10 protein-coding genes are annotated in these 14951 nt (G+C 33.5%); 7 read left to right on the top strand and 3 right to left on the bottom strand.

Going from position 1 to position 14951, the window contains the following annotated elements; genetic code table 11:
* The first annotated feature begins 94 nt into the window (after nt 1–94).
* Nucleotides 95–1117, top strand: a complete 1023-nt coding sequence (locus F7984_RS17570) for a DUF6270 domain-containing protein (RefSeq protein ID WP_140461831.1) — start codon at nt 95–97, stop codon at nt 1115–1117.
* Nucleotides 1118–1168: 51 nt separating this feature from the next.
* Here the strand turns inward: F7984_RS17570 and F7984_RS17565 are convergent, their stop codons facing one another.
* Nucleotides 1169–3181 (bottom strand): LTA synthase family protein, encoded by a 2013-nt coding sequence (locus F7984_RS17565; protein ID WP_192796821.1) that lies wholly within the window; start codon nt 3179–3181, stop codon nt 1169–1171.
* A gap of 310 nt (nt 3182–3491) precedes the next feature.
* Here F7984_RS17565 and F7984_RS17560 point away from each other — a divergent pair, with 310 nt between their 5' ends.
* The 3 genes from F7984_RS17560 (at nt 3492) to F7984_RS17550 (ending at nt 6443) form a co-directional block, all read left to right on the top strand.
* Entirely contained in the window at nt 3492–4655 is a 1164-nt protein-coding gene (locus F7984_RS17560) for a processed acidic surface protein (RefSeq protein WP_140461829.1), read from the top strand.
* The gene (locus F7984_RS17555) at nt 4652–5260 is read left to right on the top strand and encodes a class D sortase (RefSeq protein WP_225983629.1); all 609 of its coding nucleotides are present in this window, start codon (nt 4652–4654) and stop codon (nt 5258–5260) included. The genes F7984_RS17560 and F7984_RS17555 overlap by 4 nt, the downstream gene beginning before the upstream one ends.
* A 166-nt stretch (nt 5261–5426) precedes the next feature.
* Nucleotides 5427–6443 (top strand): LCP family protein, encoded by a 1017-nt coding sequence (locus F7984_RS17550; protein ID WP_140461828.1) that lies wholly within the window; start codon nt 5427–5429, stop codon nt 6441–6443.
* 237 nt (nt 6444–6680) lie between these two features.
* On the opposite strand, the gene F7984_RS17545 is transcribed toward F7984_RS17550, so the two are convergent.
* Complete coding sequence (locus tag F7984_RS17545; RefSeq protein ID WP_140461827.1) at nt 6681–7754, bottom strand: glycosyltransferase family 4 protein; 1074 nt, start codon at nt 7752–7754, stop codon at nt 6681–6683.
* Nucleotides 7755–8048: 294 nt separating this feature from the next.
* Nucleotides 8049–8783 carry a WecB/TagA/CpsF family glycosyltransferase gene (locus F7984_RS17540; RefSeq protein WP_140461826.1) on the bottom strand — a complete coding sequence of 245 codons (735 nt, stop codon included), beginning with the start codon at nt 8781–8783 and terminating at the stop codon, nt 8049–8051.
* 226 nt (nt 8784–9009) lie between these two features.
* On the opposite strand from F7984_RS17540, the gene F7984_RS19210 reads away from it, so the two are divergent.
* The 3 genes from F7984_RS19210 (at nt 9010) to F7984_RS17530 (ending at nt 14751) form a co-directional block, all read left to right on the top strand.
* Nucleotides 9010–9153: a hypothetical protein gene (locus F7984_RS19210; protein ID WP_181162026.1), complete on the top strand. Its 144-nt coding sequence runs from the start codon at nt 9010–9012 to the stop codon at nt 9151–9153.
* Between the two features lie 140 nt (nt 9154–9293).
* Complete coding sequence (locus F7984_RS17535; RefSeq protein ID WP_192796820.1) at nt 9294–11684, top strand: SH3 domain-containing protein; 2391 nt, start codon at nt 9294–9296, stop codon at nt 11682–11684.
* Nucleotides 11685–12123: 439 nt separating this feature from the next.
* Nucleotides 12124–14751, top strand: coding sequence for a CDP-glycerol:glycerophosphate glycerophosphotransferase (locus tag F7984_RS17530; RefSeq protein WP_140461824.1), 2628 nt, complete (start codon nt 12124–12126; stop codon nt 14749–14751).
* Nucleotides 14752–14951: the final 200 nt, after the last annotated feature.

Raw genomic sequence — 14951 nt, 5'->3', positions numbered from 1 at the left:
GAAATTAGATAAACACACAAAATTGTCTATAATTATTATAGGCAATTTTTTTATGATGAAATTCATTTATCGAGACATACAAAAGGAGTCGATTATGAATAATATAAAATTAGCGGTTTTAGGTAGCTGTGCGACGAGAGATAATTTTAACTCAAAGTTCAATCCAAACTATAAAGAGTTTTATGAGTGTATTTTAACACAAAATCAAACATCTCTAATTAGTTTGATGTCTTCTCCGTTGAATTATACCGAGAATGACATTGGTGATTTAACCGAATATGATCGATGGAATGTAGAGACGGACTTCTCGAAGAGTTTCCTTACCGATTTAATTAAGCTGGAACCATCCTATCTGATTATTGATTTTTTTGCTGATATTCACTTTGGGGTAATTTCTTTGGCGACCAATCAATGTATTACGGATAATCGCTGGAAGTTATGGAAAACTCCTTACTATAAAAGCCTAATTGAGAAAGGGGCCATCGAGAGGTTAGCGATAATAGATCATACGGAAGAATATTTCCTGAAGTGGAAACAGAGTGTGGATAAGTTGTTCGCTTTTTTAAAGGAGAAATTGCCTAATTGTCATGTCATAATACATAAGGCTAGGAATGTTAATATTTTCAATGATGATGGTACATTAGTCGATTTAGCAACGAGCGGACATGTCAAAAAAGAAAATGTACAGCTCTTAAACCGGTACTGGGATGAGCTTGATCAATATGTAATTGATCATTATCATGTATCAGTTATCGAAATAAATGATAAAGAATATCATACATATAAAGAACATCCATGGGGACCTTTTTATGTTCACTACACAGAGGATTATTATCATAACTTTTTATTAAAATTGCATCGGATTGTGTGCGTCAACCATATTAAAGATCAGGCTGTGAATAAAATCTTGGTAGATATCTTTAAGCATTATGATAATTTGAAAAATGAACAGCTATCTCAAAATTTATTAAATGAAATGAAAATTTCAGGGGAATTACAGGAAATAATTAATATGACTAAGGAAGAAAACCAAAAAGAGCTTGAAAAATATAAAAAAGAATCGATTATTACCTTTTTAAAAAGAAAATTGAGAGTAAAAGTGAAAAGTGGCATATAATTGCTTTTAAATGAACCCCCTCTGAAATAATGAGGGGGTTCAATTCGGTCATTAGTCAACAGAATATTTCTTTGTTTTTAGTAGAGTTGTTTTACGATCATCCTGTACCTCAAAATAAACCTTTTTCGGTTTTCCTTGGACCTTAAAAGTTGAGCTACCCTCTTCTGATTTTACCCAAGTAATCTCTAGCTTTTCATCAGATTCATCAAATAGTTTGGCGTATTTAGGTATTCCTTCTGCATGAATCAGAATTTCCCCATTACTCTTAGTTATATTAACTTTTGGATTTTCTGTCCATCCAACGATGTAGTCAGAGTCGGAAGAAAAATTTGTAGCTAAGGAGGTCTTGGTGAAGTACCTTTTGCCGTGAAGCATATCGTATTGAAGCATTTGCAAATCCTTCATTTCACTTGTAAAGTCTCCCATTTCTTTTGTGAATTGCTTATATGGGAAATAGGAGTTTCCGCTTTCCGCGACCTGAGTCAACAAGTTTGTTACAGCATTACCTTCGATATTGGCCATTTCTGTAACAATTTGGCTGAACATGTTTGGTGTTACATCTCGTTCCAACGGCTTATTATCCTTACTATTCCAAACGAAGTATGGGACTTTATGAAGCTTCATAAAGTCCTCGAAGCTTCCATTTAGACTGAGTGTGTAATTTAATCCTTCTTTTCCGTACACTGTTTGAAAGGGTGTGAACCCAGGGAAGTGGTCACCCCAAAAGACAATAATGGTTGGTCGTTCCAGTTTTTTTAGTTCCCCCAACAGTCTGCCCAAATCTTTGTCCACACTGTTTAATTTATTCACATATGTACCAAAGGTTTCATAAGTGCTCATTTTCATTCTCGATTTATCAAGAAAAGGTGAGCCGTTTTTTGCTCTTGGATATGGCATATGGCCTTCAAGTCCAACAGCATGTATAAAGGAAGGATTTTTATTTTCCTTTACAATTTTTAAAATAGAATCAGTCATATGTCGATCGGAGGGGTAGCCTTTCCCGCTATTGAATGGAAAATCAAGATTCATAAAATCACCAGGTATAAACCTATCGAAACCCAGGTTTTTATAAGCGGTGGAACGCTGATAATACCAGTTCTTGAAAGCGTGAATCGCCGTAGTGTGATATCCTGCTTTGTTAAATGCTCTTGCAACTGATGGAACTGGTTGATTTAAATATTGATTATAAGCCACATCATCTCCAGGGAGGAATTGTCTGCTTAACCCCGTTACCGCTTCAAATTCGACATTTGCCGTTCCTCCGCCATACTCAGGTGAATACATAAATCCGTGCATAGATTCCTGGAAGGCTTTTCTGAAATTAGGGGTGGGATCCTTTATGAAATATTGCTTTCCCCAAGTATATGGATCAACAAATGCTTCACTCATGATGTAAATCACATTTGGTCTTTCGTTTTCTTCGACAGTTTGCTGCTTCGTGTCAGGTTGATATTTTTCAGCAAGCTCTTTAATCTTAGCTTCAGAATACCCCACTGGCGACTGAATTTGTGCCTTTTTTGCAAAGAGAGTGAAATTGCCTATTAAACCGTTTTCGCTGATGCCCAGTTCCGGTCGCCAGCGTGTATACCAAAGATTAGCCTGGGCCATTGGAGATATCGGTTTCTCATTCCATAATATAAGGAGAAAAACGAATGAACCAGTAAACAGTAGAGTCTTGGGAATCCAAAATTCTTTCCCTTTTGGTAAGAAGTAGATGATCAGTATACCGACAATTAAAATTACAAGTCCCAATATAATAGGTTTCATTGGTAATTCTAGATTATCTAACCCCTGCAATTCCTTAATAAGACTTATATCGGATAACATAATGGGGCTATTTCGCAATTCAAGTTTCATTTGATTGGCAATCGTAAAGAGAATAAATAAACCGCTTATGACTAGAGAAGTAATGTAATACAATTTACGTGGAAGTATATAGAATAGATTAATGACAGAAAAATAAATTAGATAGTTTAATAGGAAAGCTTTCGTCTTTAAATCAAAAAATTGACCGAGTGTGTATAAATTTAGGTCTTTTCTGACTAAAGTTTCACAGACAATCATGAGTGCTAACGGTAGGAGAAATACAAAACATATAGTAATAATGGAAAGCCAAATAGAGAACCTCGTTCTTTTATTCACATGTAGGGGCGAATAGATCTGTCTTCTTGTACCCAGCAAAACTAGATTCCTCCTTGAAAAATATAATATTACAAATTATAACGTATTATATGGTTATTTTAACCTTAAATGTCAGAATAATATATACGAATGTGTCATTTAATAAAAAAAACGTGTGGTAATATTTTCTAATTAGTACTATACTAAATTTGGAGTGTAATATTTTTGTAACATTACTTTATGGGGGGAAAAGATGAAACGGATAGTTATGTCTTTAGTTGCTTTTATGCTGTTATTTACAGTAATAAAGCCAGTGGTCGGTTTGGCTGAAATTAATGAAGGAGATTTTGGGGATTTTGCTGAAGCAGAGGGGATTTCACCAGATACATTAGAAGAACTCATACTTACATACCTCGGTAAAGAATATACAGAATATAACTCAATTGATGATTTGAAAGAAGAATTGGGTGAAAAAATAACTGAAGAAAATTTGAATGAGCTTATGGAAACATACGGATTTTCCAGCAGGGATGAATTGATGGTTGAATTGGAATACCAGGATGGTTATGACAAATCTAACTCAATTGAAGACACCTATATTTTTATAAATATTTTAAAACATGCATTAAGCTGGGAAGAGTTTGAGGGCACTGAAATAACAGATGAATCCTTAAAACAATGGCTTGGGGATTACGAAATGACTTTAGAGGAATTAAATGAATTGCTAACCAGCCACAGTGATAGCTTATCCAACTATCAATACCTTGAGGATCTTGAAGAAGCTATTTTGGGTTATATGTTTATGGATGCAATACTAGAAGGTCTTGCTGAATTTGGTATTGATAGGCAAGAATTGGATAATTTAGCGAAACATATCTCATCCTTAGATTTTGAAGATCCAGCACTTGAGGAAAAACTTCTAGAATTAGAAAAGCGTGCTGATAATTTACCTGAGTTTGAAAGCTCAACTGAATTAACTGAGGCACAAATTCAAGAAATTGTAGATTTATTTAATGAAGTTTTGGACATTTACCAAATGGAAGCTAAATTTTATTTAACGAAAGATGGCAGCAAAAAGGCGATTTCCATTGATGAACTTATGATACTTGAATCAACTGACGGTGCAGATCTGCTAATCGAGCTTTATAATAAACAAGGTGAATTACTTGCAGATATGATTATTACAGCTGACATGTTTGGGTCGGATTTAATTGATAAGGTTACTGAACCAGTCAAGACTGTTCCAAAGCCACAAGTTGAGAATAAGGCAGGAAAAATTATTAATAAAACAATTAATGGTGGAAAATTGCCAAATACAGCTGGTAATTATGCTGAAGGTGTTTGGATAGGTATAGGAATCCTTGCAGCAGGAGCTGGACTATTATTTTTCCGTCGAAAAAATAAGGAAGCCGCATGATTTCTAAAGCGAGAATAATGGTGCTTTTGGCCGGCATTCTCATCATCATAGGTGCTGGCATGATTGTGAAGTATGGCCTGCCACTTTTGACAGCTCAATCACCTGATCAGGTAAAAGTCGAAGAAACTGCCGAGCCTGAACCTGTTTCAGAGGCGCAAGTTACGAATCAATCGGATGATTTATATAAAGTTTATCCAAAAAAGGGTGAAGAATTCGGTGAATTAATTATCCCGAAGATATCGGCTCACCTCCCGATCATTGAAGGAACAGATGAAGATGAACTGGAAAAGGGTGTAGGACACTATTCAGACAGTGTACTACCTGGAATGAAAGATAATTCAGTTCTATCTGGCCATCGTGATACAGTATTTCGTAAACTCGGGCAGGTTGGTAAAGGCGATGAATTGATTGTTCAAACAAAGGCGGGGACTTTTACCTATAAAGTATTTGGCGTCCGAATTGTAGATGCAGATGATCGGACCGTTATTGTGCCTAAGTCACGTCCTGTTCTGACAGTCACTACGTGTTATCCGTTTGATTATATAGGGGATGCGCCGCAGCGTTATATACTGTCAGCCAATTTGATAAAAATGGAAAGACACTAGAGTGGTTTATTCTAGTGTCTTTTTTTGAATTATATTGATGAGATTTAGAATAATACCCTTTTTTTGGGAGAAAAAATTAATTTACGCAATATAAGAAAAAGGGTACAATGATGTAAGACTGAAAATGACTTCTATGTTTTTTAATATATATAAAAGGAGAAAACCAATGCAAAATAGGCAAAATATGCGCAAGGTAAGGCGTAGACGGAAAAATAAGAAACGCATTGCAGCGGTCATCTTATTTCCTATTCTTATTGTTATTTTAGTTGCTGGTGGTTATGCAGGTTACTTATATGTGAAGGCTCAAAATGTACTCTCTGAATCATATGATGAAAATTTTGCAAACGATGGACGGGGAGTAAATCCTGCTAAAGATAATGTATCCGTATTATTTATGGGAGTAGATGATAGCAGTGTGCGCAATAATGAAAAAGGTTCCAGAACAGATGCGCTTATGCTTGCTACATTCAATGATAAAGAAAAAACAGTTAAATTGTTAAGTATACCGCGTGACTCATATGTATACATCCCTGGGAAAGATAACTATTCAAAAATCACTCATGCCCATGCATATGGCGGGGTAAAATATACAATCGATACAGTCGAAGAATTACTGGATGTTCCAGTTGACTACTATGTGAAAATGAACTTTAATGCCTTTGTTGATGTAGTTGATGCATTGGAAGGCATCGAAGTTAATGTACCTTATACATTCTCAGAGCAGAACTCAAATGATGAGCAAGGTGCAATCACCCTTGAAGAAGGTTTGCAAACATTAAACGGTGAAGAAGCTTTGGCATTGGCCAGAACAAGAAAGAAAGACAGTGATATTGAGCGTGGTAAACGCCAGCAGGAGATTCTGACAGCTATTATTGACAAGGCAGCTTCAGCTAAATCGATTACGAAATATGCTGATGTCATTGAAGGTATCGGTAAAAATATGAAAACCAATATGACCTTCAAAGAGATGAAGAGTTTCTCTAGCTATGTACTGGCAGCATCCAACCTTCAAATCGAATCCATTAGTCTGGAAGGGAAGGATTCTTACATTGGCGGTACGTATTATTATCAATTAGATGAGCAATCCCTGGAAAATATTAAACAGGAGCTCCAAGCTCATCTTGATTATAAAAAGGATGCGGAAACAGATTCCATTCCTAATGATTCAGTTATAGTTGAATAAAGATTAATAAACATCAACCCCTAATTCTTAAATAGAATTAGGGGTTTTTAGCATTTAAAGAGATATTGGTAGGTACAAGACTGTATTCATTATGCGCAAGCTCAAAAGAATAGCAAGCGTATGGTATTTTTAATGTGCATTAATGAAATGAAGAGGAAGCGACAGTTTCCAGGTCCAATAATTAAAATCTCATTAAAAAGCTGCCATATATTTTTATGGCAGCTATAACAATTATTATTAAAATCTTTCTTTTGAATCAGCTGAACGTAATGCTAAAAGTTTGTGCAAAGGTTTATGATTTTCGCCAAGAAGGCCAATTCGTTCAACCATCAATTCAAGTGCTATAAGCAGAATAAAACTGAAGAATATTCCGCCCCATAGTGTGGCCATACTAAAGATGAAAGCAGCCAGTCCAAAGACAGCAGCCATTGCATAAATCATCAGTACAGTGGTTCTGTGGGAATAGCCTAATCGCAATAAGCAGTGATGCAAATGAGACTTATCCGGTGCATGTAATGGTTTCTTCTGCAGGAACCTCCGTACCATTGCAAAGAACGTATCAGAAATTGGTACACCTAATATTATAATCGGTATGATTAAGGAAATTACCGTAATATTTTTAAATCCTAACAGGGATAGTACGGATATCATGAATCCAAGGAACATAGCTCCTGTATCGCCCATGAATATTTTGGCTGGGAAGAAATTGAATTTCAAGAATCCTAATGTACTTCCAGCAAGAATCAAAGCAATCATGGCAACGAATATATCGCCAATTCTAAATACCGCCATCGCGGAGATGGTTAATAAAGCTATTGTTGAAACACCTGCTGCCAATCCATCCAATCCGTCAATTAGGTTAATAGCATTTGTAATGCCCACAATCCAAATAACGGTGATTGGGATCGCCATAAATCCAAATTCAATCGTTTCCCCAAACGGTGTATTAATATAGTTAACCTGGATATCGCCGACAATAACAATAATTAAAGCGGCAGCAATTTGCCCGATTAACTTCACTTTTGCATCCAATTCATATTTGTCATCAAATATACCAAGAATTAAGATGACGGCTGCACCAAAAAACATGGCTGAAAATGTGTCTGAACGGGCAATTTCCGGTGAAAAAATCGGAAGCGTTATAATAAAGCTGAGGAAAATTGCTAATCCTCCCATGCTTGGCATCACTTTTTTGTGCACTTTTCTATTATTGGGAGCATCGGTTGCTCCTATTTTATGCGCTAATTTAATTACAAATGGGGTGATGAGTATGGTTAGGCATATGGCAACTAAAAAAGCTGCAATTAACAAATTGTCCACCCTCTATCTTATAAGTCTGAATATAAATACCCAATATGATTATTTTTAAACCAAATTGCAGTAAATATAATAGTAGATTGAAATAGTTGTATAAATATATCTACCTCAACTATCAATTATATACGGTTTATGTCAAAACCTCTACTAAAAATTGATTTTTCCCCAGTGTTCTTACAAAATATGTAACTTATAAATATCTATTTTTAGTTTAACTCTATAGAACTAGGATAGAGGGATGTGAAAAATTAACAAAATGAGCTGAAAGAGAAAAGATTTCCTTTCAGCTCATTTAAGCAATTTATGTTTTAAAACTCTTAGAAGAAATAAGGGAAGAACCAGCATCCGTTTCCAACGACTTGGCTGCTTTAGCAATCTATACAGCCATTCGAGATTTAGCTTAATCCAAAATTCGGGTGCTCTTTTCAGCTTGCCGGAAAAAACATCAAAGCTGCCGCCAATACCAATGAAAACCCCCTTGTTAAACTTATCATAATGTTTGGTAATCCAGTTTTCCTGACGTGGAAAACCCATGCCAAGTAGAACGAGATCAGGTTCTAATGCACTAATTTTCTCGGCAAATTGACTATCATCTATATCGATAAAACCATGATGGTATCCAACCAGTTCAACATTGGGGTAGGATGCTTTGATTTTTTCAGCACAATTTTTGATTACTTCAGCTTCAGCTCCAAGCATATATATGCGTAATGGCCGCGTTGTATTCATTTTTAAAAATTCAAGCATCATATCATAGCCAGTTATTCTCTCTTTTAATGGTTTATTGAGAATTTTTGAAGCTATAATAATGCCAACTCCATCCGGTGTGATATAGTCAGCCTGCATAATGAGATTGCGGTAATCATGATGGTTGCGTGCATATTCGACAATCTCTGGATTAGCAGTAACGATAAAGGTTTTATCCTCTGCATCAATTCTTTTTTTAATCTCGTTATGGACAAAATCTTCCATGGTCGATGAATAAAAAGGTATTCCCTCTATATAAACAACATTGTTCTTCATGTTCCTCTAGTCTGCCCTTCTTAAAATAATTCTTTCTATATTTTACTTTATTAAAGATTAAAAAGGAAATTCCTTAGTTATATGACTGATTTTTGGAGCTTGTATACCTTTATAGTTTTTATTTAACCATTTAAAAGTGACCATCACATATTATGAAGTTCGAATTTATAAAGCTCATAATAAATACTAACACTAATCTATTTAATATTGGTTGGAACAATGTTTTATGATTCAATTGCAGGGTGGGGTTGTTCCGGTCAACGGTAAAAAGAGAGCGGGAAAACCATCTGAAAGTAATAATCAGAAACCGTTACTTATGGAATTAGCTTCTGATTATTACTTCTTTTTTTATTCTAAACTATTGAAATAGAATGTCGATATTATATAAAACAGAACTTTATACCTTTGTCACGGGATTTAATTAATCCTTAAAAAGGAAAGGATGAACTATAATAAATGAACGAACTAAAGAAAACGAGTTTAGCAGTAAAGTCATCTTTATTGGCAACAGTGATTTTATTGATGAGTGGATTAGCCTCGTTTTATCAATTTGAATCTAATCTTACTGAGGCGGCTGCAGTGACTTATTATCAAACTACAGAAAACGTAAACATGCGAACTGGTGCGAGCACAAAAAAAGCTGTTGTTTTAACTATTTCAAAAGGAAAACAAGTAACATATATCTCAAGGAGCGGTAAATGGTATAAGGTTAAATACGGTACTAAAACAGGCTATATAAGTTCGAGTTATTTAAAAAAAATATCAGTCGCTAAGCAGGCTGCGGCATCTACTAAAACCGTCGTTACCTATCAAACAACATCTAATTTGAATTTACGTTCCAAGGCATCCATTAAGGGTAAGATTCTTGCTACTATACCTAAAGGGAAAACGGTGAGTTACCTTTCTAAAAGCGGAACATGGTATAAAGTGAAATATGGGACAAAAACGGGTTATTTAAGTTCTAAATATGTAAAAAAAGTAACTGCCAAAGTGAAAACTCCAACTAATCCTGTTAAGACAATAAATATAGTTACTACGAAATATCAGACAACTGCTGGCTTAAATATGAGAACTTCAGCATCTTCTGTAGGTAAGGTTGTTACTACTATTCCGAAAGGGAAAATTGTAAGTGCTACCGCTAAGTCTGGTGATTGGTACAAAATAAAATATGGTAATAAAAATGGATGGGTAAGTGGATTTTATTTAAAGGAATATTATAGCTATAAGAGTACCAATACTACCTATTATTCCTTTAAAAAAGCTAGTAACCTCCATACAACACCTGATACAAAAAAAGCAAGAAGTTACACTATAGCAGTTAATAATATTTTTGCTTCCACTCAGAAGGTGGTCAATAGCAAAGGAGAAACATGGTACCGAGTATCTTATAAAGGGAAAAACTATTTCATATTCTCAAAGAATGTTAGTAAGATTAATGAGGTAAATATCAGCAAAACGATTTATCAAGCGAAATCGGCTACTTCTCTATATAAATTGACTGGGTCTGTACATGGTGTATTATCTCCAATTCCAAAAGGCAAACAAGTTATAGCTGTATCAAGAATAGGTAATTGGTATAAAACATCTTATGCAGGAAAAACAGGGTATATTGATATTTCTAACTTCTCAAAAGTTAGCGAAATTAAAAAACCAATTGGTCAGGCAATATCACCTAGAGTCATTACAACGATCACACAGGACTTGAATTATCGACAATCAGATACGGCTTCTTCTGAATCTCTTGGAAAACTACCAAACAGAACTAGCACCAAAACAAGTTACAAAACGAATAATGGTTGGTATGAGATTAACTATAAGGGAAAAACAGGGTATGTTTCTGGTGAGTATTTAATAGACGAAGATAACTTGAATCTCCTTAAAAATTTTGAAAAAAAACAAAATCCATATCTCTTTCTGGACTTAAGAAAGAAGTCATCCGTAACAGCCGAACAAATTAATAATTATATTTCGTCAAAAGGTGCCACAAAGGGTAATAGTGTGCTATATGGAAAAGGCCAGATCTTTATCAATGCCGCAAATATATATGGAGTAAATGCTTTATATTTGGCAGCCCATGCTATACATGAAAGCGGGTTTGGTAAATCTGCTATTTCGAATGGGAAAAATAACTTGTTTGGTTTTGGGTCCTATGATATTACACCCTTTATCGGTTCTGTGAAATTCAGTTCAATTGATGAGAATATCAAATATATAGCCAGGGAAATGAAAGCTACATACTTAAATGAAGAAAACTGGAAATATAACGGGGCCTATTTGGGATATACGATTAAAAATGTCGTGGGAAATCGTGTGGATGATTTAAGTGAGGGAATGAATTTCTACTATGCAAGTGATTCTAAGTGGGGGGAGAAAATAGCTGCCCATATGAATAAGATATTATCTTATGAAAATGAAGAAGGTAAAAACAGCAACCCTAACACAACGGTATACTCTAGACCGAATTATCCTTCTGGCAAAGATATTTTTTCTAAAAACACCTATGCAATTGCTAAAACCGCTATTAAAATATCAAATAAACAAGCACAAGCTGTAATAAAGAAGGGTGAAAGTTTTAACCTTATAGAGAAGTCTAATGATTATCAATTAACCGTTATATTTAAAGGGAAAGTTTATAATACGAATAATTATAGTTTAAGTGCTTATAACAAATATTTTTCGGTAAAAAACCTGGCAAGAGTAGATGTCGATTTGCTAAATATAATGCCAACACCGAATACTATGAAAACACCAATTGTGAAATTAAAAAAATATCAATATGTTGAGCTAGCAATTGACTCGAAAAAAAATCCGGTTAGTAGTGGTAATTGGTACAAAGTGATTTTATCCAATGGAAAGCAAGGCTGGGTATCAAAAAAACATATTATTCGAGAATTATATTAACATGTAAAGGGCTTATTAATAACGACCTCAAGCTGTCGACAAAGTTGACAGCTATTTTCATGGCTGAAATAGAGCACAATTATTACAGAGAATTATCCTATAAAACACACATTTGCTAATTGAAAATAAATTAAACCTTTTACTATGAGGGGGTGTGAACCTGATATTAAGTGTTCCAGTAAGTGAATATTTATATATATATTGGGGATGTTATGGGAGAAAATACAGGTGAATATAAAAAATACAAGAAAATTTTCAAGGATTATAAAGAATCCTGTTATATTCATTGGCATTATCTTTGTATAGTTGATTAGAATTGTATAACCTGACATAATGATGAAGGATATACTCAGCTTAAAGCTGAGTTGATAAATATTATAATTGAATGTTTAAGTAGCTGTAGGAAATTGACAACATTTTGGACAATGGAGTGAAACAGATGTACAAGTACGATGTGAGTGTTGTAATACCTGTATACAATGCTGAAGAATATCTTGAAGAATCTATATTATCTGTGTTGAATCAAAAAGGTGATTTAAATATTGAAATAATATTGGTAGATGATGGATCATCTGATAAGAGTGCCGATATATGTTCTTTATATAATGAACAATACAATAATGTTACTTTTCTAAGCCAAATAAATAGCGGAGTGTCAGTAGCTAGAAATAACGGTATACAACATTCATCAGGTAAGTATATTTTCTTCTTGGACTCAGATGATTTACTGAAAGAAGATACGATTCTTTCCGTGTTTGAGTTCTTTGAGCAAAATGAAGAGCATGTTGATATTGTAGCTTATCCACTTTATTTATTAGTGGATGGAGAAATAAAGAAACATGCGAGAACAAGCAATTATAAGGTTTCAGGAGTATATGATGTGTTTGTTCATCCATACTTAAATCAAACAACAATGAATGTCTGTGTGAAAAATCTAAATCCTAATCCAATCTTATTTGATACCGATCTTAAATATGCTGAGGATGCAACTTTTAACACAAGCTATATAATGAGAAAAGGTAAGCTTGGTATTTGTTCTAAGGGAAGTTATCTATATAGAAAGATAGCTGGATCAGCGGTGGGAAGATTTACAAACCCTGTTAATTCTGCTTCTATGTTATTGGAGTACTACGAAAGAATGTTTGAAAAGCATCAAATTAATTCTGAACCGCATCCTTATGTGCAAAGTAATGTTTTGTATGAGATGAATTGGCGCTTTAAAGGAGGAGCTCTATTTCCAGATCATCTAGAGGGTGATGAAAAGGAAGAGTGGCTTTCCAGATTTAAGAGTATTATTAAGAAAATGGATGATAAAGTTATATTGTCTCAAAAACATATGGATATATTCCATAAATATTATTTTTTGAAATATAAGGAGCAACCTGTCGATATAAAATATGATAGCAAAGGTATATACTTGTATCGAAACAGTCAACTTTTGCTTAAACAAACTGAATTCGAAATTGCTATGACGAATTTTAATGTCAGGAATGAAGAATTAATTATTTCGGGATTTGTAAAAGCGCCTATATTAGATTTTACTGATATTAAATTGTATATAGAAATAAATGATGAAAAAACTCCTCTTAAACTCTATCTATCGAATTTTGGTTATTATAAAACAAGGATGCGTACTAATAGATTCTTGGCTTTTGATTATACTTTGAAATTAAAAGATATCCAGGACGAAGAGACAATAAAGTTTTATGTTAGTGCAGGCGAGTACGAGTATAAATCCAAATATTATTTTATGGACAATGTTATATTTAATAAGTATTTGAAAAATTACGATATAATAAAAAATGACTATCGAATTAGATTCGACGGTAAAAATAAGGAATTTGTTGTAACAAGACTCACAAAAAAGGAAAAGAAAAAATTAAAGACAAAAACACTAATACGCTACTATAAGAAGAATAAAAAGTTAGCTCTAATTAGATTGATGGATAAAGAAGTAAAGAACCCTATTTGGCTATATAATGACAGGAATGGCGTAATCGATAATGCGTATTATCAATTCAAACATGATATACAGCAAGCGGATGGTATTGATAGGTATTATGTGTTTGATGGAGACAAACAGGATATTTTGAAATACTTTACTGAAGAAGAAAGTAAATCGTTAATACAATATGGCTCAGCAAAACATAAATATCTGTTTATTAATTCTACTCAGATTCTAACATCATTCCAGGGATTTAATGAATACTGTCCTTTTACTATTAAAGGCTTAAATAATTTCAGTGATATGCTCAATTATAAACTTATTTATTTACAACATGGTATTTTACATGCACATACTCCTTGGATTTATTCAAAAGAGAGAAGTCGGATTGATAAGTTTGTGGTATCCAGTGAATTTGAAAAAAATAATTTAATTACGAATTATAACTATAAAGATGAAGATATTATATTAACTGGTATGCCAAGATTGGACTATATTAAAAATGATATTCCATCTGAAAATAAAATTTTATTTGCACCCACTTGGAGAAACTCCCTAATAGCAGCGCATGTAGACAATAGATGGATAGTGGATAGAAATAGTTTTGAAAAATCACAGTATTTTAAACGAATCAATGGTTTGCTTAAATCAGAAGAATTACAAAAGATATTGAAAGAATATAATATAAAATTAGATTTTAATTTGCATCCTATTTTTAAGAGTGTAAGCGATATGTTTGAACTTCCATCAGGGGATTTAATTAGAATCAAAGAGGATTCAGTTAATTTGGATGAATATAAAATTTTTATAACAGATTTCTCGTCATTTGTTTTTGATTTTGCCTTATTAAACCGACCAATCATTTATTTTGTTCCCGATTTAGACTTTTTCAAAAGTGGTAACCACACCTATAGAAAACTTGATCTGAAATTTGAAGATGGTTTTGGAAATCTTGTCACTGATGAAAGAGATTTAGTTGAAGAAATAACTAAAATTGTTAAATCTGGTTACCGTTCTGAAGATAAGTATCAAAAAAGAATGGAAAACTTTTTTGTCGATAGAGGAAATCATGTGAAAAGATTATATGACGAATTGATTAAACTAGAAGAAAACAATAATTAATTGGAGGCCTGCAAATATTAATTAATGTGTTTGCAGGCTTTTCTTAGATTATTATATGTATTATAAAATGATGAAACTCACGCTAACTTGAAATGATTTATAAAAGAGTGTATAGTTTTACATGGAATTTTCTAGTTTTTTTAATGCTTGAGCATGCTATCTTTTTAAATATATTAGGTAATTTCAATTACAAAAGAAAA

Origin of the sequence: Pradoshia sp. D12 (assembly GCF_008935075.1) — a bacterium.
Lineage (GTDB): Bacteria > Bacillota > Bacilli > Bacillales > Pradoshiaceae > Pradoshia.
Note: the sequence above shows the minus strand (reverse complement) of the source record. Positions and strands in the feature narration are given on the sequence as shown.

Bases quoted from the DNA above. Each gene is read 5' to 3' on its own strand.
- F7984_RS17570 (WP_140461831.1), top strand. From the start codon at position 95: ATGAATAATATAAAATTAGCGGTTTTAGGTAGCTGTGCGACGAGAGAT.
- F7984_RS17565 (WP_192796821.1), bottom strand. From the start codon at position 3,181: ATGATTGTCTGTGAAACTTTAGTCAGAAAAGACCTAAATTTATACACA.
- F7984_RS17560 (WP_140461829.1), top strand. From the start codon at position 3,492: ATGAAACGGATAGTTATGTCTTTAGTTGCTTTTATGCTGTTATTTACA.
- F7984_RS17555 (WP_225983629.1), top strand. From the start codon at position 4,652: ATGATTTCTAAAGCGAGAATAATGGTGCTTTTGGCCGGCATTCTCATC.
- F7984_RS17550 (WP_140461828.1), top strand. From the start codon at position 5,427: ATGCAAAATAGGCAAAATATGCGCAAGGTAAGGCGTAGACGGAAAAAT.
- F7984_RS17540 (WP_140461826.1), bottom strand. From the start codon at position 8,783: ATGAAGAACAATGTTGTTTATATAGAGGGAATACCTTTTTATTCATCG.
- F7984_RS19210 (WP_181162026.1), top strand. From the start codon at position 9,010: ATGATTCAATTGCAGGGTGGGGTTGTTCCGGTCAACGGTAAAAAGAGA.
- F7984_RS17530 (WP_140461824.1), top strand. From the start codon at position 12,124: ATGTACAAGTACGATGTGAGTGTTGTAATACCTGTATACAATGCTGAA.